The organism is Microbacterium sp. 18062 (assembly GCF_902706225.1).
Classification (GTDB): Bacteria; Actinomycetota; Actinomycetes; order Actinomycetales; family Microbacteriaceae; genus Microbacterium.
This window is the reverse complement of the sequence record NZ_CACSKB010000017.1, coordinates 46,933-67,565: the sequence shown is the minus strand read 5'-3', so window position 1 is coordinate 67,565 and position 20,633 is coordinate 46,933. Positions and strand designations below refer to the sequence as shown.

The 20,633-nt window shown below is 71.2% G+C and carries 16 protein-coding genes, 1 tRNA gene and 1 pseudogene; 12 read left to right on the top strand and 6 right to left on the bottom strand.

Translation table 11 applies throughout. The annotated features are described in order from the left end of the window. The first annotated feature begins 16 nt into the window (after nucleotides 1-16). Genes GVL03_RS08470 through GVL03_RS08460 form a run of 3 tightly spaced genes read left to right on the top strand, consistent with a single transcriptional unit; the run spans nucleotide 17 to nucleotide 3,419 of the window. Nucleotides 17-1,018: an ABC transporter permease gene (locus GVL03_RS08470; RefSeq protein WP_159500551.1), complete on the top strand. Its 1,002-nt coding sequence runs from the start codon at nucleotides 17-19 to the stop codon at nucleotides 1,016-1,018. Then, nucleotides 1,015-1,812: an ABC transporter permease gene (locus GVL03_RS08465; RefSeq protein ID WP_159500550.1), complete on the top strand. Its 798-nt coding sequence runs from the start codon at nucleotides 1,015-1,017 to the stop codon at nucleotides 1,810-1,812. The genes GVL03_RS08470 and GVL03_RS08465 overlap by 4 nt, the downstream gene beginning before the upstream one ends. After that, nucleotides 1,809-3,419: an ABC transporter ATP-binding protein gene (locus GVL03_RS08460; RefSeq protein ID WP_159500549.1), complete on the top strand. Its 1,611-nt coding sequence runs from the start codon at nucleotides 1,809-1,811 to the stop codon at nucleotides 3,417-3,419. The genes GVL03_RS08465 and GVL03_RS08460 overlap by 4 nt, the downstream gene beginning before the upstream one ends. A gap of 166 nt (nucleotides 3,420-3,585) precedes the next feature. Here GVL03_RS08460 and GVL03_RS08455 read toward each other — a convergent pair whose 3' ends face one another. Further along, nucleotides 3,586-4,536, bottom strand: a complete 951-nt coding sequence (locus GVL03_RS08455; protein ID WP_159500548.1) for an L-lactate dehydrogenase — start codon at nucleotides 4,534-4,536, stop codon at nucleotides 3,586-3,588. An 80-nt stretch (nucleotides 4,537-4,616) separates the two neighbouring features. Here GVL03_RS08455 and GVL03_RS08450 point away from each other — a divergent pair, with 80 nt between their 5' ends. Further along, on the top strand, nucleotides 4,617-5,021 hold the full coding sequence (locus GVL03_RS08450) for a hypothetical protein (RefSeq protein WP_235038077.1): 405 nt from the start codon (nucleotides 4,617-4,619) through the stop codon (nucleotides 5,019-5,021). Nucleotides 5,022-5,112: 91 nt separating this feature from the next. Then, a tRNA-Ser gene (locus tag GVL03_RS08445) sits at nucleotides 5,113-5,203 on the top strand. Nucleotides 5,204-5,253: 50 nt separating this feature from the next. Here the strand turns inward: GVL03_RS08445 and GVL03_RS08440 are convergent. After that, nucleotides 5,254-5,469, bottom strand: a pseudogene (locus GVL03_RS08440) (tyrosine-type recombinase/integrase); the annotation flags it as partial. A gap of 104 nt (nucleotides 5,470-5,573) precedes the next feature. Between GVL03_RS08440 and GVL03_RS08435 the strand changes: the two are divergent. Then, entirely contained in the window at nucleotides 5,574-5,789 is a 216-nt protein-coding gene (locus tag GVL03_RS08435) for a hypothetical protein (protein ID WP_159500547.1), read from the top strand. A gap of 181 nt (nucleotides 5,790-5,970) precedes the next feature. Here the strand turns inward: GVL03_RS08435 and GVL03_RS08430 are convergent, their stop codons facing one another. From GVL03_RS08430 to GVL03_RS08415, 4 genes are all read right to left on the bottom strand, one after another. Then, nucleotides 5,971-6,324 carry a GntR family transcriptional regulator gene (locus GVL03_RS08430; protein WP_306770321.1) on the bottom strand — a complete coding sequence of 118 codons (354 nt, stop codon included), beginning with the start codon at nucleotides 6,322-6,324 and terminating at the stop codon, nucleotides 5,971-5,973. Then, nucleotides 6,321-7,241, bottom strand: a complete 921-nt coding sequence (locus GVL03_RS08425; protein WP_159500546.1) for a hypothetical protein — start codon at nucleotides 7,239-7,241, stop codon at nucleotides 6,321-6,323. Before GVL03_RS08425 ends, GVL03_RS08430 begins: the two co-directional genes overlap by 4 nt. Before the next feature lie 84 nt (nucleotides 7,242-7,325). Next, complete coding sequence (locus tag GVL03_RS08420; RefSeq protein WP_159500545.1) at nucleotides 7,326-8,981, bottom strand: alpha-amylase family protein; 1,656 nt, start codon at nucleotides 8,979-8,981, stop codon at nucleotides 7,326-7,328. Further along, nucleotides 8,978-9,964, bottom strand: a complete 987-nt coding sequence (locus GVL03_RS08415; RefSeq protein ID WP_159500544.1) for a TIGR03885 family FMN-dependent LLM class oxidoreductase — start codon at nucleotides 9,962-9,964, stop codon at nucleotides 8,978-8,980. Before GVL03_RS08415 ends, GVL03_RS08420 begins: the two co-directional genes overlap by 4 nt. A 250-nt stretch (nucleotides 9,965-10,214) precedes the next feature. On the opposite strand from GVL03_RS08415, the gene GVL03_RS08410 reads away from it, so the two are divergent. The 6 genes from GVL03_RS08410 (at nucleotide 10,215) to GVL03_RS08385 (ending at nucleotide 20,492) form a co-directional block, all read left to right on the top strand. Further along, complete coding sequence (locus GVL03_RS08410) at nucleotides 10,215-11,237, top strand: LacI family DNA-binding transcriptional regulator (RefSeq protein ID WP_159500543.1); 1,023 nt, start codon at nucleotides 10,215-10,217, stop codon at nucleotides 11,235-11,237. A 51-nt stretch (nucleotides 11,238-11,288) separates the two neighbouring features. Beyond that, a complete protein-coding gene (locus GVL03_RS08405; protein WP_159500542.1) occupies nucleotides 11,289-12,533 on the top strand; it encodes an extracellular solute-binding protein in 1,245 nt (414 codons plus the stop codon). 71 nt (nucleotides 12,534-12,604) lie between these two features. Next, nucleotides 12,605-13,576, top strand: coding sequence for a carbohydrate ABC transporter permease (locus tag GVL03_RS08400; RefSeq protein WP_159500541.1), 972 nt, complete (start codon nucleotides 12,605-12,607; stop codon nucleotides 13,574-13,576). Continuing rightward, entirely contained in the window at nucleotides 13,573-14,391 is an 819-nt protein-coding gene (locus tag GVL03_RS08395) for a carbohydrate ABC transporter permease (RefSeq protein WP_159500540.1), read from the top strand. The genes GVL03_RS08400 and GVL03_RS08395 overlap by 4 nt, the downstream gene beginning before the upstream one ends. A 3-nt stretch (nucleotides 14,392-14,394) precedes the next feature. Then, the gene (locus tag GVL03_RS08390) at nucleotides 14,395-16,368 is read left to right on the top strand and encodes a glycoside hydrolase family 127 protein (RefSeq protein ID WP_235038076.1); all 1,974 of its coding nucleotides are present in this window, start codon (nucleotides 14,395-14,397) and stop codon (nucleotides 16,366-16,368) included. 74 nt (nucleotides 16,369-16,442) lie between these two features. After that, entirely contained in the window at nucleotides 16,443-20,492 is a 4,050-nt protein-coding gene (locus tag GVL03_RS08385; protein WP_159500539.1) for a LamG-like jellyroll fold domain-containing protein, read from the top strand. The last annotated feature ends 141 nt before the right edge of the window (nucleotides 20,493-20,633 follow it).

The window sequence follows — 20,633 nt, the reverse complement described above, 5'->3', positions numbered from 1 at the left end:
GCAGCCGGAGCAGCGCGTGGCCTCAGCGAACGGGGGGAGCCGGGCGAGAGCGATCGCCCGCTTCCTGGTCCCGAAGATCCTCCAGTGCATCTTCGTGGTCTGGGCGACCTACACCGTCGCCTTCCTGCTGATCCACGCGCTGCCCGGCGACCCCGTGCTCGCAGCTCTCTCGCTGCGCGGCGGCGACGCCACCTCCACCGACCCGGCCGCACTCGACGCGCTCCGCGCGCGTTACGGCCTCGACGGACCGGCGTGGCAGCAGTACGTCGTGGGCTTCGTCGCGCTGTTCCGCGGAGACCTCGGCATCTCGATCGCCACCGGTCAGCCCGTCGTCGACATGATCGGCCGCGCGTTCCCGCACACCGCGGCGGTCGCCGTCTTCGCCCTCGTGGTCGGCTTCGTGATCGCGCTCGCCTTCACGGTGTGGGCGTACATCGCCCGGCCGGCATGGATGCGGGCCGTCGTGACGCAGATCCCGCCGCTCGGCATCGCCATCCCGGCGTTCCTGAGCGGCCTGGTGCTGATCAGCGTGTTCTCCTTCGGCCTCGGCTGGTTCCCGGCCTCCGGCACGGGCGGCTTCGCCAGCATCGTGCTGCCGGGCATCACCCTGGCCCTGCCGACCGGGGCCATCTTCTTCCAGGTCTTCTCGGCGGCCGTCTTCGACGCCGGCGCGAGCCCGTTCGTGTTCACCGCGAACGCCAAGGGCCTCGCCCAGCGCACCGTGGTCGTGCGTCACGTGCTGCGCAACGCCCTGCTCCCCTCGATCACGATCATCGGCCTGCAGATCGGCTATCTCGCGGGCGGCACCGCCGTGGTCGAGACGGTGTTCTCGCGCGACGGCATCGGCCGCCTGACCGTCGACGCCGTGCTCGCCCGCGACATCAACGTGGTCATGGGTGTCGTGATCGTGGTCGCCGTCGTCTACGCCGTGGTCACACTGATCGTCGACGCCATGTACGGCGTGATCGACCCCCGCACGCGCACGCGACTGAGCGGACGCAAGGAGGCCGCGCGATGACCATCCTGAGAAAGCCCGGCCTGCTGATCTCGGCCCTCGTGCTGCTCGTCACCGTCGTCGCGATGGTGGCGCCGCAGCTGCTCGCCCCCTACGACCCCTACGCCTCGGTGGGCACGGCGCGCCTTGCACCGCCGAGCCTCGAGCACCTGTTCGGCACCGACCACCTCGCGCGAGACGTGTTCTCCCGGGTCGTGTACGGCGCGCAGCTCTCGTTGTCGGCGGCGGCGCTCGCGGTGGTCGCGGGGGTTCTGATCGGCTCGATCGTGGGCCTTGTGTGCGGATACGTCGGCGGGCCCGTCGACCTGGTGGCCATGCGTTTCGTCGACGTGCTCATCGCGATCCCGGGCATCCTGCTCGCCCTGATCGTGGTCGCCTCCCTCGGGTTCGGCCCGCTCTCGGTCGCACTGGGCGTGGGCCTCGGCACCGCGGGCGCCTTCGCGCGCGTGATGCGGGCGCAGGTGCTCCGCGTCCGTGGCGAGGAGTACGTCGAGGCCGCGCGCACGCTGGGCTCGCGCGGCCCCGCGATCCTTGTCCGCCACGTGCTGCCGAACGCCGCGCGACCCATCATCGCGATGGCGTCCCTCGAGCTGGCGCTGGCGATCCTGGCCGTCTCGGCGCTCAGCTTCCTCGGCTTCGGCGCCCAGCCGCCGGCGCCGGAGTGGGGCGCCCTCGTCTCGGCGGGACGCGACTTCGTCGCGACGGCCCCCTGGCTGAGCCTGCTGCCGGGAGCCGTGATCCTCGCGGTCGTGCTCTCGGTCAACCGCATCGCCCGTGTGATCGGAGGCGACCGATGACCGCTCTGCTCCAGGTCTCAGGGCTCCGCGTCGACTACGGTGCGGGCAGGCGGGCCCACGCCGCCGTCCGCGGCGTCGACCTCGAGGTCGGGCGCGGCGAGATCGTCGCCGTCGTCGGCGAGTCCGGGTCGGGCAAGAGCACCATCGCGCACGCGCTCGTGCGGCTGCTGCCGGCCGAGGCGCGCATCCGCGGCGGGGCGATCGTCTTCGACGGTATGGACCTCGGCAAGACCCCTGCGGCGGCGCTGCGCCGCATCCGTGGCGGTCGGATCGGCTTCGTCCCGCAAGACCCGTCGCACAGTCTCAACCCGCTCATGCGGGTCGGCGAGCAGATCGCCGAGACCCTGCGCCGCCACCGCGGGCTCGCGCGCGCGGACGCCGCCGCCCGCGCGGTCGAGATCATCGGCGAGGTGGGCGTGCCGGATCCGGAGCTGCGTGCCGGGCAGTACCCCCACGAGCTCTCGGGCGGACTGCGCCAGCGCATCCTCATCGGGATCGCGTGGGCGTGCGAGCCCGATCTCGTGATCGCCGACGAGCCCACCAGCGCCCTCGACGCCACGGTGCAGCGTCACGTGCTCGACCGGATGCAGTCCCTTGCGCTCGCGCACGGCACCGCGGTGCTGCTGGTCACCCACGACCTCGCGGTCGCGGCCGACCGTGCCGACCGGATCGTGGTGATGGAGAAGGGTGAGATCGTCGAGAGCGGATCGGCCGCAGAGGTGCTCTCGGCGCCCGCACACCCGTACACGCAGCGTCTGGTCGCCGCAGCGCCGGGCCTGAACAGTCGGCGCCTCTCGCCGACCGCGGGCGTCGTCGAGCGCGTTCCCGTCGCCGCCGACGCACCGCTGCTCGAGGTCTCCGGGCTCGGCAAGACCTACGGGAGCGGAGCGCGCGCGCTCCGTGCCGTCGAGGCGGTCGACTTCGTCATCCCCCGCGGCACGACGTTCTCCCTCGTCGGCGAGTCTGGGTCGGGCAAGAGCACGACGGCCCGCATGGTGGCCCGCATCATCCCCTCCGACACCGGCAGCATCGTCTTCGACGGCGCCGACATCACCGGCGTCGGCGGCTCGGCGATGCGGCAGCTGCGCCGTCGCATCCAGGTCGTGTACCAGAATCCGTTCGGCTCTCTCGATCCGCGGATGACGGTCGCCCGGCTGATCGCCGAGCCCCTGCAGGCGTTCGGCGTCGGCAGAGGCGACCGGACGCCGATCGTGCGCGACCTGCTCGCTCAGGTGCGGCTCTCGCCCGACCTGCTGCACCGCCTGCCTTCGCAGCTGTCGGGCGGGCAGCGCCAGCGGGTCGCGATCGCGCGGGCACTGGCGCTGCGTCCGGAGCTCGTCGTGCTCGACGAGCCGGTCTCGGCGCTCGACGTGTCGGTGCAGGAGCAGGTGCTGCAGCTGCTCGTCGACCTGCAGGCCGAGCACGGGCTGACCTACCTGTTCATCTCGCACGACCTCGGCGTCATCCGCCAGATCTCCGACCGCGTCGCCGTGATGCGCGGCGGTCGGATCCTCGAGCAGGGCACCGCCGAGCGCATCTTCTCGGCGCCGAGCGACGCTTACACGCGCGAGCTGATCGGCGCGATCCCGGGGGCCCGGGCCCTCTGATCGGCGCCCGAGGGCCCGGGGGCCCGTGTGCCGAGCCGACCTGACTCCTTCGAGGCGTGCCTCCGCTTGCCGCTGCGGTGTGATCAGGCACCGCAACGGAGGAGTTACGCGCCCCGCCGGCGGTCTCGGCGCTTCGCTCCTCGCCCAGGGGACGGGAGAGCGAGCATCAGCGCAGCGACTCGGCGACGTCGCGGAGCGACTCGGCGGAGTGGCGGAGCAGCTCGAGCTCGCGCTCGCTGTACGGGGTCTCCGACACCGGGAACGCGCCGCGGGCGCTCACGATAGAGGGCACCGACAGGGCGACGCCGTCGATGCCGTGGTAGCCGCTCAGCACGGTCGACACCGGCATCACCGCGTGCTCGTCGTGCAGGATCGCCTCGACGATGCGGGCGCTCGACAGGCCGATCGCGTAGTTGGTCGCGCCCTTGCCCTGGATCACCTTGTAGGCCGCGTCGCGCACGTCGACCGCGATCTCGTCGAGCTCCGGAACGGTCATCCTCGGGTGGTTCTCGGTCTGCCAGTCGAGGATCGGCACGGTGCCGATGGATGCCGTCGACCACAGCGGGAACTCGGTGTCGCCGTGCTCGCCGACGATGTAGGCGTGCACGCTCGACGACGAGACACCCGCGCGCTGGGCGAGCTTCCACCGCAGCCGCGACGTGTCGAGCACCGTGCCGGAGGCGAAGATCCGCTCGGGGGGAAGCCCCGTGGACTCGTGCGCGAGCACGGTCAGCACGTCGCACGGGTTCGTGACGATCACGTAGATCGCGTTGGGGGCGACCTCGAGCAGCTGCGGCATCATGGACTTGAGGATGCCGGCATTCACACCGGCGAGCTCGATGCGGCTCTGTCCGGGGTTCTGCTTGGCGCCAGCGGTGATGACCACGACGTGCGATCCTTCGACGACCGAGAGGTCGCTGCCGCCGATGATGTCGCTCGAGCCGGTGAACTGCGTGCCGTGGGCGAGGTCGAGCACCTCGGCCTCGACCTTCGCGGTCGAGATGTCGTACAGCGCGACGTGACGAGCCGAACCGCGGATGAGCGCGGCATACGCGACGCTCGAGCCGACGCTTCCCGCTCCGACGACGGTGAGCTTGGAGTTCTCGATGGCAGTCATGCCCTCCAGTCTGGCAGTGCCGGATGCGGCGAGCCAGAGACGCGAGCCGTGAGTAAGCCGCATCGCCGGGTGTCGACCGGGTGCCGGCCGACGTCGAGGTCGGCGTGCACCTCTGCTACGGCGACGCGGGGGAGAAGCACTTCGTCGAGCCGGCGGATGCGGCCAATCTCACCCGCTTCGCGAACGCGGTGCAGGATGCCGCGACGCGTCCCCTCACGTGGCTGCACCTGCCGGTGCCGATCGAGCGCGACGACGAGGCGTGCTTCGCGTCGCTGACCGAGCTGCGACTCGGCGAGGGCGTCGAGCTGTACCGGGGTCTTGTGCGCCGCGAGGACGGCGCCGAGGGCGCCCTGCGTCGCGCGGCCGCGGCATCCCGGTACGTGGCGCGCTTCGGCGTCGCGACGGAGTGCGGCATCGGCCGCGCGCCCGAGGGCACGACCGAGGACATCCTCCGCGTGCATGCCGACGTCGCGCGCGGCTGGTGACCCCCGGGGGTGAGCGTCCGTCCGGGCCGCCGCGCGGATACGGCCGATCATCGATTGGCGGCGCGGATGAACCTGACGTAAACTCGTCGGCGGTGACGTGTCCGAGCGGCCGAAGGTGCAACTCTCGAAAAGTTGTGTAGGGTAACCCCCTACCGTGGGTTCAAATCCCACCGTCACCGCCATCCGAAACCCCCGCAGAACCCTTGGGAACACTGGGATCGCGGGGGTTTCGTCACGTTCCGGAAGCGCCCCGTGCTAACGCGGTGCTAACACTCGAGCGAGCGCGCGCCTGATCGAGCGCGTCCGAAACGGCGTCGAGATCGTCGTCGAACAGCTCGGCATAGACGTCGAGCGTCATGCTCGCCGAGGCGTGCCCGAGCATCCGCTGCACGGCCTTCACGTTCGCGTCGGCCGCGATCGCGAGCGACGCCGCGGTGTGTCGGAGGTCGTCGATGACCTCACCTGTGATGGCGTCCGCGGTGATGAGTCGAGGGCAAGGACGAGGAGTTCCGTGCCTGGTACTGGGGCGACCACATCACGGAGGTGCTCGCCGTGCCCGGCTTCGTGTCGGCGCAGCCCTTCCAGACGGCGGATGCGCCGGGCGCACCGGTCGTGCACCGGTACGCGACCCTCTACGAGATCGAGGGATCGGCCGCCGAGGCCCGCGATCGGCTCTTCGCCGCCGGCACCGGCGTGAGCGACAGCGCCGACCTGACCACCATGGTGTTCGCGCCGCTGGCGGCGGTGGGGGAGCCCATCACGCCCTGACGGCGCATCCGTGGTCCTGTTCGGCGACTACAGACGCAGTCGAGCCGCCGTCTGCGTCGGGGACTCGGCAAGACCGGCGTCCTGAAGACGCCGGTCGGCGCTGACGAGCGTATGCCGAGTTCGCGGGCGCACGCCGCCCAGCTCGCGTCGTAGACGTGTGCGCGCGGGTCCGGCCTGCGGGCTAATCTGGCCAGATCGCCCGCAGGACGCGGATGGCCTCATCGAGACCGACGGACTCCCGTCTGCTCGCGGCGGCGAGCCGCGTGGCCGCGGCCAGCACCTCTCGAGGCGTGGCCGACGCGCTGGCACTCACCCGCGTGCCGCTGCCGATGCGCGTGACGAGGAAGCCCTCGCTCTCGAGTGATCTGTATGCTTTCGCGACAGTTCCGGGCGCCACGCCGAGGTCGCTGGCCAACTGGCGTACGGATGGCAGCCGCTGGTCCGCGGAGAGAAGACCCGTGGTGATGAGCCCGCGGATCTGATCCTGGATCTGGTCGACGAGCGGAACGCCCGAGTCGGCGAGGGTGATGATCACGTGACTGCGGGTTCGCTCGGCTGTCGCGTCCGGACGGGCAGAACGGACAGAAGGACGTACCACCACATCGCGATGCCCAGGATGCCGGTGACGAAGGACGTGACGAGCAGCGCGGGGCCGATCGCCGCGAAGGAGGTGCCGAGTTCGACCCAGCCGGCTTGCCCGGCGGGGAATCCGGCGCGGAGGGTCGAGGCGCCGTACAGGGACCGCAGGACGGTGCCGAGATGGAGGAGGATCCCGCCGGTGCTCACGGCCAGGATGTTGCGCACACGGGCCTTCCGTATCGCGGTGTCATGCTGCGCGTCGGCGGCGAGCGCGGGACGCGAGATCACGACCATCCCCAACAGCGCGATGGCGACGACGATCGCGACGGCGATCAGACTGGGCAGCGAGAACCACCATCCGTAAATCGTCGTGCTGGCGCTCGTGTTGGACGACGGGCGCACCTCGTACAGCACGTATCTGCCCGCTTGGTCGGGGCTCGAGCCCAGGCCGGCGAGGAGCGCGATCGCGACGATCGCGACGACCGCCCCCGCCGTGGCCGCGAGCCAGCGGCGGGAAGCGAAGGTGAGGACGGTGCGCGGGGCGAGGGCCGCGGACCCCGGCGGACCAGACGTAGGGACCGGCACGACGAGGAACAGCAGCGCGACGGCAGAGAGGACGAGCGGGGCGAGGTATCCGGCACGCATCAGGACCAGGAAAGTGTCCTCGCCAAAGGATGGCACCCACGTCGAGAACGCGCTCCACGTGGAGAAGGCGATCAGGCAGCCGAGCGCGATCGTCACTCCGATGGCAGTCGCGAGGCGGGCGCCCTTCGGCAGCGGTACTCGAAGGCGGCGGCGAACGAACGCGACACCGAGCGCGACGAGGAGTCCGACCGCAGCCGGACCGTACTGATACAGATAGATGGTGAACATGCGCCTCGCCTAGGAATGTATCAACTACGTGATACGCATTGTGTCACAAATGTGGCACACTCGCGAGGGCGGCGGCGAGCTCACTCACGCGATGCGGCGCTCGCCGGGGCGGATGACCCGCCACCAGCGGTGGCCGTAGCCGCCGAGCTCGACGTCGAACCCGCCGTCCTCGAGCGCGACCGGCGCGGGGTCCTCGCCGAGCAGGCTCACGACGCGCCAGTCGGCGTCGGCGCCCTCGACCTCGACGCGGAAGGCGCGTCCGTCGGGTGCGAAGTTGTGCGCCGCGACGAGCACGCCGAGCTCGCTGGTCACCGAGTGCGCCAGCACGGAGGGATGCGGCTGGTCGAGGATCGCGAGATCGCCCCATCCGATCTCGGGCGCCCCGCGGTACGTGCGGACGAGCTGCTGCACGAAGCGCAGGAACGACTCGGGGTCGTGCCGCTGCTGCGCCACGTTGATGTGCTGCGGCGCGAACCCGCCCGCCACGATCGGGGCGACGAGGTCTTCGGGCTTGGCGTGCGAGAAGCCCGCGTCGTCGGCATCCGTCCACTGCATCGGGGTGCGCACGGCCGCGCGGCTCCCCTGGATGCGGGGGTCCTCGCCCATGCCGATCTCCTCGCCGTAGTAGAGCACGGGAGCTCCGGGCAGCGAGAAGATCAGGCTGTAGACCATGCGGATGCGGCGCGGATCGTCGTCGAGCATCGGCGGCAGCCGGCGGGTGATGCCCCGGTCGTGGATGCGCTGGCCCTCATCGGGCGCGAAGGCGTCGAAGACCTCGGCGCGCTCGTCGTCGCTGAGCTGGTCCAGGGTGAGCTCGTCGTGGTTGCGCACGAAGTTCCCCCACTGGTTCTCCAGCGCGATCGGGGGCCGCGACAGGAGCGCGTCGCGCAGGGGAGCGGCGTCCTGGCGCGCGAGCGACAGGTACAGGCGCTGGTTGGCGACGAAGTCGAACTGCATGGTGAGCTCGTCGCCGTCGACGTCGCCGAAGAACGCGCTCTGCTCGTCGTACGGCACGTTCACCTCTCCCAGCAGCGTCGCGTGGCCGCGGCGGCGCGAGACGTAGCCGCGCAGCGAGCGCAGGAAGTCGTGCTCGGGGCCGCTCTCGCCGTCGATGACGTGCGGCACGGCGTCGACGCGGAAGCCGTCGACGCCCAGCTCGAGCCAGAAGCCGATGACCTTCGCGATCTCTTCGCGCACCTCTGGATGGTCGGTCGCGAGGTCGGGCTGGTGCCGGTAGAAGGAGTGCCGGTAGTACTGCTCCGCGACCTCGTCGTAGCGCCAGACGCCGTCCTCGACGTCGGGGAACATGCTCTCGGGGGCATCGTCCGGCACGTCGTCGCGCCACTGGTAGTAGTGCCGGTAGCGGCTGTCCGGGCTCTTCCGCGCCGCCTGGAACCACGGATGCCGGTCGGAGGTGTGGTTGACGACGAGGTCGACGATCACTCGCATGCCGCGGTCGTGCGCCGTGCGCAGCACCTCGACCATGTCGCCGAGGGTGCCGTAGCGCGCGTCGACGCCGTAGTAGTCCTCGATGTCGTACCCGTTGTCGCGCTGCGGCGACGGGTAGAAGGGCGCGAGCCACAGGCAGGTGACGCCGAGCTCGGCGAGGTGGTCGAGCCGCTGGGCGAGGCCCCGCAGGTCGCCGACCCCGTCGTCGTCGGCGTCGAGATAGGTCTTCACGTCGAGGTTGTAGAAGACGGCGGTCTTCCACCACAGGTCGCTGGTGTCGGTGAGTCTCACGCGGCGCCCCCGCCCGTGGTCGCCGCTCTCGCGAGGCGGGGCAGCACGCGCTCGCCCATCCGCTCGATGAAGCGGGGCTGGTCCTTTGCGACGCCGTGCACGTATACGCGGGCGGCACCGGCCTGCCCGAGCTCGCTCAGATGCGCGGCCAGCTCGGCGGGATCGCCGGTGCACAGCACCGACTCGGCGACGGCTTCGGCGGTGACGTGCGCCGCCGCCTGGTCGAAGTGCTCGACCGTGTCCAGGTCCCAGCTGAGCGGCGACGGGAACACGTTGGTGCGCCACTGGTCGTGGGCGACCGCGCGCGCCTCGTCGCGGGTGTCCTCGAGACTCACCTGCGCCTGTACGTAGACGTCGCCGTGGCCGCCCGCATCCCGGTACGCCCCGATGACGCGGCGAAGCGCCTCGATCGGCTGCGAGATCGTGATCAGGCCGTCGGCCCAGTCGGCCGCCCAGGATGCGGTCGCCTCGGTGATGGCGGCGGCGAACAGCGGCGGAGGGGTCTCGGGCAGCGACCATACGCGCGCTCGGTCGACGGTGATGAGGCCGTCGTGCGTGACCTCCTCGCCGGCGAGGAGTGCGCGGATCACGTCGACGCTCTCGCGGAGACGGGCGTTGCGCGTCTGCTTGGTCGGCCAGCGGTCGCCGGTGACGTGCTCGCTGATCGCCTGGCCGCTGCCGAGCGCGACCCAGAAGCGGCCGGGGTTCATCTGCTCGAGGGTGGCGATCGCCTGGGCGATGATCACCGGGTGGTAGCGCTGGCCGGGGGCGTTCACGACGCCGAAGGTGAGCGAGGTCGCCTCGAGCGCCGCACCGAGCCACGACCACGCGAACCCGGACTCGGCCTGCCTCTCGCTCCAGGGGGTGAGGTGGTCGCTGCACATGGCGGCGGCGAAGCCCGCCCGTTCGGCGAGTCTCGCGGCGGAGAGCAGTTCGCGGGGCGGGAGCTGCTCGTGCGAGGCGTGGTATCCATAGGTCGTCATCGGAGCCCTTTCGTCGGGGGCGGTGGCGGCTGGTCCAACCGTTCTACCCTCTCGACCTGCGGGAGGGCCGGGGGTGGCGAGAACGAGCGGCATGTGCGTCGCAGGAGGTGTGCGCCCTCGCGGGGCCCGGACGCCGCGGTCGACGGAGTGCGAGCGCTCGATCGCCGGACGGGGTTTGCAAACGGACCGATGTGCCATATAGTCGAACCGGTTCGAATCGAACCGGTTCGACTATAGCAACGGGGCAGACATGGTCACGATCGGCGACGTCGCTCAGGCGGCGGGCGTGTCGCGCAGCACGGTGTCCTACGCGCTCTCCGGCAAGCGCACGATCTCCGCCGAGGTGCGCAAGAAGGTGGAGGAGGCCGTCCGCGACCTCGGCTACACGCCGAACGCCGGCGCCCGCGCGCTCGCCACCTCGCAGACGCGCGTCCTCGGCCTGCTGGCGCGGTTCCTCCCCGACGAGTTCGCTCCCGCGATGCTCCAGTACATCCTCGGTGTCACCGAGCGCGCGCGGGAGCTCGGCTACGACACGCTGCTCGTCTCGGAGGAGGACGGGGTGGGGGCGCTCACCCGCATCTCGGACTCGCGCATGGTCGACGGCTTCGTGCTGCTCAACGTCGCCGAGCACGACAGTCGCCTCGGAGCGTTGCGGCGGGCGAAGCAGCCGGGCGCCCTGATCGGGCTCCCGGGAGAGACCGACGGAGTCGACGTGTTCGACCTCGACTTCGTCGCCACCGGGCAGCTGATGGTCGACCGCCTGCACGCGCTCGGACACCGCGAGGTCGTGCTGGTGTCGCAGCCGCAGCACGTGGTGGAGCGCGGCGGCGCCTATGTGTGGCGCCTCGCGAACGCGGCGCAGGAGCGAGCGCGCGAGCTCGGCGTCACCCTGCACAACTACTCCGGCTCATCGAGCCAGCCGGCGATCGGAGCGGACCTGAACGCCTTCCTCGACGCGCACCCCTCCGCGACGGGGCTCCTGCTCAACAACGAGGCGGCGGCTGCCGCCCTGCCGAGCGTCCTGCAGTCGCGAGGCCTGCGCAGCCCCGACGACATCTCGGTGATCGGGCGCTATTCCGACGACTTCGCCCGCACCTTCTCCCTCCCGTTCTCCTCGGTCGACTCGGCCGCCGACGTGCTCGGTCGCCGCGCGGTGCAGCAGCTCGTCGCGCGGATCGAGGGCGGCGACGCCGACGCCCCGTTCACCGTCGAGCTCATCCCGCCCGTGATCGACGACCGCGGATCGATCGCGCCCCCGCCCGCACGTCATTGACGACCCCACGGCCACACGCCCGTCTGGCCATCCCGTTCAAGGAGGAACCGAATGAACAGCAAGACCCTGCGCGTCCCCTTCGCGCTCATCACCGCGGCGGCCGCCGTGGGCGCCCTGGTCGGGTGCTCGGGCGGCGGCGAGAGCACCGCGTCCGACACGTACACCTGGTGGGACCCGTACCCGCAGCACGCCGAGGGGTCGGCCTGGGCCGAGCGCGTCCAGGCGTGCGGCACCGACGCCGGCGTCACGATCGAGCGCACGGCCTACGACACGACCTCGCTGACAAACCAGGCGCTGCTCGCCGCGCAGGAGAACACGTCTCCCGACGTCATCCTGCTCGACAACCCCGCCGTCTCCACCCTCGCCGAGACGGGGATGCTGACGACCGTCGACGAGCTCGGCCTCGACGTGTCGGCGGTCGACGAGAACCTGCTCGCCGCCGGTCAGCTGGACGGCGAGACCTACGGCATCCCGATCGGCGCCAACACGCTCGCGCTCTACTACAACGCCGACATCCTCGCCGCGGCCGGTGTCGACCCCGAGTCGATCACGGACTGGGCGACGCTCGATGCCGCACTCGCCTCGGTCTCGTCGACCGGCAAGCGCGGGATCACCTTCGCCGGGATCAACACCGAAGAGGGATCGTTCCAGTTCCTGCCGTGGTTCTGGGGCGCGGGCGCCGAGCTCAGCGAGCTGAACTCGCCCGCGGCCGTCGAGGCGCTCGAGCTGTGGAAGGGCTGGCTCGACGTCGGCTACGCCCCGAACTCGGTCATCGGCAACTCGCAGAACACCGTCTGGGAGGAGTTCCTCACCGGTGAGTTCGCCTTCGCCGAGAACGGCACCTGGCAGGTCAACAGCGCCGCCGACGCCCCGTTCGCGACCGGGGTGATCGAGCTCCCGGCCCGCGACGGCGGCGCCGCGCCCGCTCCGACCGGCGGCGAGTTCATCATCGCCCCGGCGCAGCAGGACACGGACCGCTACGACGTGACCCGCGGGATCATCGAGTGCATGACGACGCCCGAGGGCTTCGTGGAGACCGCGAACACCTTCGCGTACTACATCCCGCCGACGGCCGCCGGGCAGGAGGCCCTGCTCGCCGAGAACCCCGATCTCGAAACCTGGGTCTCTGCGGTGCAGGCGGCCAAGGGCCGCACGAGCGACAACCTGGGCACCGACTACCCGGTGATCTCCGAGCAGCTGTGGACCGCGGTGCAGAGCGCGCTCTCGGGCGCTCAGACACCGCAGGAGGCGCTCGACGCGGCCCAGGCCGACGCCGCAGCCGCGACCGGCGAGTGATCGCGCCCGCCTGATCGACCGCTCGGGGCGGAAGCCGCCGCTTCCGCCCCGAGCCCCCGGAGGACAGCATCATGACCACCTCGACCACCCGCCCGCCGGCGCCGCCGACCGACACCGTGGCGGTCACCGTGCCCGACGCGGGCAGGCGTCGCCCGTCGCGCCGCCACGGCTCGCGATGGGTCGCGCTCGGGTTCGCCGCCCCGCTGATCGCGTACCTGCTCGTGTTCTACGCGTTCCCGCTGGTGCGCAGCATCGACCTGAGCGTGCACGACTACACGATCCGTGCGTTCGTGCAGGGCGACGCCGAGTTCGTCGGCTTCGAGAACTACGTCGAGATCTTCCGGTCCGGGCTGTTCCCGCTCGCCCTGTGGAACACCGCGCTGTTCGTCGTCGTCTCGCTCGTCTTCCAGTACGCGCTCGGGCTCGCGCTCGCGGTCTTCTTCCGCGCCAACTTCCCGCTGTCGAGCGTGCTGCGCGGGCTTTTCCTCGTGCCGTGGCTGCTGCCGCTCATCGTGTCCGCGTCCACCTGGGCCTGGATGCTCAACAGCGACAGCGGCATCGTCAACTCGGTCCTCGGCGCCTTCGGCGTGGGGCAGATCAACTGGCTCACCTCCCCCGACACCGCTATGGTCTCGGTGATCATCGCGAACATCTGGCTGGGCATACCGTTCAACCTCGTCATCCTCTATGCGGGGCTCCAGAACATCCCGGCCGACGTCTACGAGGCCGCGTCCCTGGACGGAGCAGGCGCCTGGCGGCAGTTCTGGAGCATCACCTTCCCGCTGCTGCGCCCCGTCTCCGCGATCACCCTGCTGCTCGGCCTCGTCTACACCCTCAAGGTCGTCGACATCATCTGGATCATGACCGCCGGCGGCCCGGCGAACGCGACCACGACGCTCGCGATCTGGTCGTACCGGGAGGCCTTCGGCACCGGGCAGCCGGATCTGTCGCCCGCGGCCGCCGTCGGCAACGTCCTCATCGTGATCGCGCTGATCTTCGGTTTCTTCTATCTGCGCATCCAGCGACGTCAGGAGAGCTCATGACCGCCCGGCGCTCGTGGTGGAAGACCGCCCTCGGGGTCGTCTTCACCGCCGTCATGCTCTTCCCCGTGTACTGGATGGTCAACGTCTCGTTGACGCGCACCCAGGACCTGAGATCGAACCCGCCGCACATCTTCCCGTGGGACCCCACGTTCGAAGGCTACGAGGCGGTGCTGCGCCAGCAGCTGCCGAACCTGGGCACGAGTCTGCTCATCGGGCTCGGCTGCGTCGTGCTGACGGTCCTGATCGCGGCGCCCGCCGCCTACGCGATCGCGCTGCTCAACCTGCGCGGCGGGCGCACCCTCAACTTCATCCTGCTGGTGGCGCAGATGATCCCCGCGGTCGTCATGGCGATGGGCTTCTACGCGATCTACGTGCGGCTGGGACTGCTCAACAGCGTCTGGGGGCTCATCCTGGCCGATTCGACGATCGCCGTGCCGTTCGCCGTGCTGCTGTTCACCGCGTTCATGAGCGGTCTTCCCCGCGAGCTCCTGCAGGCGGCGCGGATCGACGGTGCCGGCGCCTGGCGCACGTTCGTGTCCATCGTGCTGCCGATGAGCCGCAACTCCGTGCTCACCGTGTCGCTGTTCGCGTTCCTGTGGGCCTGGTCGGACTTCGTGTTCGCCTCGACGCTCGCGCGCAACAGCGACCTGACCCCCGTGACCCTCGGCATCTACGCCTACATCGGCAACAACACGACCCAGTGGAACGCCATCATGGCCACCGCGGTCGTCGCCTCCATCCCCGCTGCCGTCCTCCTCGTGTTGGCGCAGCGCTACGTCGCCGCCGGTGTCACCGCCGGCGCTGTGAAGGACTGATCCGTGACGATTACCCCCTCCGTCGCGAGGGATGCCGCCGCATCCGCCGCGAAGCCTGCCCCTCGGGCCGTCCCCGTGTCGCCGACCGGCTCGGTGCGCTCCAGCGCCGGCGTCGCGGACGTCGTGCTGGACGACGACGGATTCTGGGGATCCCGGCAGCTCGTGAACGGCGACGCGACCCTCGCGCACTGCCGGGAGTGGATGGAGCGACTCGGCTGGCTCGCGAACTTCGACCGCGTCGCCCGCGGCGAGGAGACCGTCGCGCGCGCCGGCTGGCAGTTCTCCGACTCCGAGGTCTACAAGCTCCTGGAGGCGATCTCCTGGGAGCTCGGCCGCCGGGACGACGAGGAGCTCGAGCGGGTCTACGCGCAGCTCGTCGCGCGGGTCGGGGCCGCGCAGGACGACGACGGCTACCTCGGCACGGCGTTCGGGCACCCCGGTCTTCCGCCCCGCTACAGCGACCTGGCCATGGGGCACGAGCTGTACAACATGGGCCACCTCCTGCAGGCGGCGGTCGCGCGGGTGCGCGCGCACGGAGAGGACGACCTCGTGCGGATCGCGCGTCGCGCCGCCGACCACGTCGTGCGGGAGTTCGGCCCGGGCGGTCACGAGGGACTGTGCGGTCATCCCGAGATAGAGGTCGCGCTCGCGGAGTTCGGTCGCGCCCTGAACGAGCCCCGTTACATCGAGCAGGCACGTCTGTTCGTCGATCGACGCGGACACGGGACCCTGCCGGTCCGGCCGCTGCTGTCCGCCGAGTACTTCCAGGACGACGTCCCGGTGCGCCGCGCCGAGGTCCTGCGCGGTCACGCCGTGCGGGCGCTCTATCTCTCAGCCGGAGCCGCGGACGTCGCGATCGAGACCGGCGACGAGGCGCTCCTCGATGCCGTCCGCCGCCAGTGGTCGCGCACCGTGGAACGCCGCACGTACCTCACCGGCGGCATGGGCTCCCGGCATCAGGACGAGGGGTTCGGCGACGACTTCGAGCTTCCCGCCGACCGCGCCTACTGCGAGACCTGCGCGGGCGTCGCCTCGGTGATGCTGGCCTGGCGCCTCTATCTCGCGACCGGCGAGGTCGCGTACGTCGATCTCATCGAGCGCACGCTCTACAACGTGGTCGCGACCTCGCCGGCCGCGGACGGACGGGCGTTCTTCTACGCGAACCCCCTGCACCAGCGCGACGCGGCTGCGGAGGCCGCCGAGGGCGTCAACATGCGTGCCGAGGGAGGTGTGCGCGCACCCTGGTTCGACGTGTCGTGCTGCCCGACGAACCTCGCTCGCACCCTCGCCTCGCTGCCGGCGTACGTCGCGGCGACCGAGGGGGATGTCGTCACGCTGCTGCAGTACGCGGCCGGCCAGGTGCGGCTGGGCGGTCTCGTCCTGCGGATCGACACGCGGTATCCGGATGACGGACGCGTCGTCGTGACGATCGTCGAGGCGCCGCCGAGCGCCGTGACGGTGCGGCTGCGCATTCCCGACTGGGCGACCGATGCGCGACTGACCCAGCCTGGTGCCGCCGTCTGGACGGCGGCACCAGGCTGGGTCGACGTGCGGCGCACGTTCGCCGCCGGGGACCGGGTGGAGCTCGATCTGCGCATCGCCCCGCGGTTCACATGGCCGGACCCCCGCATCGACGCCGTGCGTGGCACCGTGGCGATCGAGCGCGGCCCGCTCGTGCTGTGCCTCGAGTCGACCGACCTGCCCGACGGCGTGACGCTCGACCACGTGCGTGTCGACACCACGCAGGCTCCGCTCCCGGCCGTGGACGGCGCCCGCGTCGAGGTCGCGATCGTCGCCGCCGGTCCGGACGCGCCCGGTCGCCCCCCGTTCGGGGCGCGACCGGGGCCGACGGCGGAAGGGCGGATCGAACTGCCCTTCATCCCCTACCACCGTTGGGCCGAGCGCGGCCCGGCGACCATGCGTGTCTTCATCCCGACGGCGGACGGGCTGGCGACCGAAGGGGTCCCGCAGGACTGACCCCGCGCGGACTCCGCGCACATCCCATCCGCCGGCACCGCCGGCATCCACGAGACAGAGAGGTACTCGACAGCATGCGCGATGCGACGACGCACTCCCGATGGCGCCGCGGCACGGCCGCGATCGTCGCGACGGCGGTGGTGAGCGCCGGACTCATCGCGGGGGGCACCGCCCCCGCGATGGCGGCACCACCCGACCCCGACCTGCACTATTCGATGGACGACATCACGGGGGCGACGGTCCCCGACAGCTCCGGCAACGGCTGGGACGGCGCCATCAGCGGCGCGACCGGCATCGTCACCGGGGCGGAGGACGACTCCGCGCTCGACCTGGACGGCGGGCACGTCACCATCCCGAGGGCCGTGCTCGACGGTGCGACCGATCTGACTGTGTCGACCCGGGTGCGCTGGGACGGCTCGAGCGGCCCGTGGCAGTGGATCTTCGGTCTCGGCAGCGACAACTCGCGCTACATCTTCGCGAGCCCCTCGAACGGAGACGGCGACCTGCGGGCGGCGATCACCCGCAACGGCCCGGGTTCCGAGGCCATCATCACCGGAAGAGGGCCCCTGGCGGCCGGCCGCTGGGCGACGCTCACGCTCACGCTCGACACGGACGCGGACCTGCTCACCGCCTACATCGACGGTGCGGCCGTGGCGTCCGCGTCGACCGACGTGGTCGCGGGGGAGCTGCTCCTGCCAAGCGCGACGAGCGCCGGTGCGATCGGCAAGTCGTTCTACGCCGACCCGCCCTTCGACGGGGCGATCGACGACTTCCGGGTCTACCGCTCGGCGCTGAGCGCCGGGGAGGTCGCCGCGCTCGTGGGCGGCGACCTCCCCGAGATCGTGGAGCTCACCCGGAGCGCGTTCGAGGTGCGCACCAGCGTCGGCGAGGCGCCGGCGCTGCCCGCCACCGTCCGGGCGACGTACACCGACGACGTCGCCCGCGACGTGCCGATCGCGTGGGCGGGCATCGATCCGTCGCAGTACGCGGCCTCCGGCGTGTTCACCGTCATGGGCGACGCCGCGGGCCACCCCGTCACCGCGGAGGTCACCGTGCACCGCGGAGAGGTGCGCATCGACCTCGGCACCGACACCGGAGAGGTGTACGGCGGCGCGTCCGGTCTCCTCTACGGCCTCTACGGCGAGGGGATGCCGACGGCGAACCTCATCGAGGGCATGAACGTGCGCACCGTCGCCACCAAGGCGCAGGACGGCTCGCAGCATCCGGGATCCGACGCGCTCGAGATCCTGCCCACGCTCGCCGAGACCGGCGGGGACGTCTACCTGCGCATCACCGACTGGTACCGGGGCTTCCCGTACCAGTGGCCGGGCGACACCCCCGAGGAGAAGCTGGCCGACTACCGCCGGGTCCTGGACGCCCAGCTGGACATGATCGGCGAGATCCCCCGGGAGCAGCTCGAGCACCTCGTGATCGAGCCGTTCAACGAGCCCGAGGGCAACATGTTCGGCACTGGGGAGTGGAGCCTCGACGGCACGTCGTGGCTGACCGACCCGAGCGACTACTTCGCGGCATGGGACGCGACGTACCAGCGCATCAGGGAGGCCTTCCCCGACATCCGCATCGCGGGCCCGGGCACCAGCATTCTGTTCCCGCAGGTCGAGGGCTTCCTCGAGCACGCCGTCGAGGCGGGCACCGTGCCCGACATCATCACCTGGCACGAGCTCTCCCATCCGCAGGCGATCCGCGAGTCCGTGGCGACGTTCCGCGGATGGGAGGCCGACGCCTTCGCCGGCACCGCGTACGCGGGCACCGAGCTGCCGATCAACATCAACGAGTACGCGTTCAACTACCACACCTCTGTGCCGGGGCAGATGATCCAGTGGATCTCCGCCATCGAGGAGGTCAAGGTCGACGCGATGATCGCGTTCTGGAACATCAACGGCAACCTGTCGGACTCGGCCGTGCAGACCAATCGCGGCAACGGCCAGTGGTGGCTGTACAACGCGTACGCGCAGCTGTCCGGGCACACTGTGGAGCTCACCCCGTCGTCGCCGGGCGAGAACTACACGCTGCAGGGCGTGGCCGCGCTCGACGAGGACGCGGCGATCGCCCGCACGATCGTCGGCGGCGCGTCGGGCACTGCTCCCGTGGACCTCGTGAACGTCCCCGCCGACGTCTTCGGACAGAGCGTGCGCGTGCAGGTGCGGGAGATCGCGTGGACCGGCCAGCTGGGCGACTCGGCGCAGCCCACCGTGATCTCGGATGCCGTGGTGCCCGTGTCGGACGGCACGGCGAGCATCGCGTTCGGGTCGGGTACGCTGCCGGAGCTGGTCGAGTCGTCGGCGTACGAGATCGTGGTCACACCCGGTGCGGGTGCGGTCGCCCCGGAGGCGCAGGCGCCTTGGTCGGCGTCGTACGAGGCCGAGGACGCGACCTACGCCGGCGGCGGCTACAGCCGGAACGGGCCGGAGGGCTCGCCGGCGGACGTGGCCAAGTTCTACACGTCCGGCGGGTACGACGTCGGCGGGCTCCGGACCGGCTCCGACGGCGTGCTCTCGTTCACGGTCGACGTGCCGGAGGACGGCGCGTACGACCTGTCCGTGTTCGCGAACAGCCTGAACACCTTCGCCGCCGTGGCCGAGAACGGTCCGACCAACGTGTTCGTCACGGTCGACGGTGCCGCCGAGCAGGAGATCCTCCTCCCGCTCGCGTACAAGTGGGTGGTCTGGGACCATGCCGGCACGTCGGTCGAGCTGACCGCCGGGACGCACACCATCGCGCTCGCCGCACGGAGCCTGGACGGGACGCGGGCGACCGTGGGGGACGCGATCGTCGATCGGATCACGCTGGAGCGCTCCGCATCCGCCGATGCGGTCGCCGTCTACGAGGCCGAGCTCTCCGATCACGACGGCGACGTCTCGTACGAGGGGTCCGGATCGGTCGTGCTGGACGCCGACGGGTCGGCCACGTTCTGGGTGTACGGGAAGACCGACGCCGAGGCGTCGCTGGGCGTGGTCGGCTCGGGAGGCGGCACCGTCTCGGTCAACGACGTCGACGTGCTCGACCTGGCTCGCGCGACGGACGCCGCGGTGCACCTGCAGGGCGGCGTCAACAAGATCCTGGTGCGCGGCGCCGCCGTCGTCGATGCGATCCGCATCGGGGCGTCGACCGGCGCGCTCGATGCGGTGACCTACCAGGCCGAGGACGCGCAACGGGCCGGCGCCGCCGCGGTCGCCGAGCTCGCCCTCGCCGACGGCGGGCTGGCCGTGGAGGGCATCGGCGGGGAGCCGGGCAACGGCAACACGCTCACCTTCACGGTCGACGCGGCCGAGGCCGGGCAGCACGCCGTCGTGGTGCGCTTCTCGAACCCGGAACAGGTTCCGGCGACGCACTACAACCCCAACCCGATGGCGCGTCACGCGGACATCTCGGTGAACGGGGAGGAGGCGACGCAAGTGCTGTTCGTCCCGACGTTCCATCGCAACAACTTCTGGGAGCGCACGGTGGTGCTCGACCTGAAGGAGGGCGAGAACACCGTCCGGTTCTCGGCGCAGGAGCAGCCGAACTTCGACGGCGGCACGTACGCCGAGGAGAACTGGCCTGGCATCCCGCTCCGGGCGGACGAGGCGCCGATCATCGATCGGATCACCGTCTCGCCGCTCGTGGTGGTCGCCACCGAGCCCGGTGGGCCCGGCGAGCCCGGTGTGCCGGGCACGCCGACGCCCGATCCGACTCTGCCGGGCACCGGACCGGACGCGCCGTCCGCGCCGGCGGAGTCGGGGCTCACCGCCGAGACCCGCGACCGCATCTCGGGACCGGGGTCGGTCGCCCGCGGGGAGCGGATCACCGTGACGGTCGGCACGCAGCACGCGGGGCAGACCGTCTACGGGTGGATCTACTCCGCGCCCACGGCGCTCGGCCCGGCCGTCGTGACGGCGACCGGGACGGTGACGTTCACGGTGCCGGCGACGCTCGCCACGGGAGCGCACCGCCTGGTCGTGACGGATGCGGACGGGAACGTGATCGGCTGGTACGCGCTGCGCGTCACGGATCTCGCGGCGACCGGCGGCGACGAAGCGCTGTCGTGGATCCCGGTCGGTGCGCTGCTGATCGGGGCCGGCATCGTCCTGCTCGTGCTGCGGCGCCGGCGGACCACGGCGTAGTCCGCACCGCCGAGAAGCCCCCGGGTCGTCCGGCTCGGGGGCTTCTCGGCGTGCACGACACCACGATGTGCGATCTCCGAGAGAGGGACGCGGGATCTCCGAGAGGGGCGAGAGAGAGGCATCGAGCACTGAGCGGAAGAG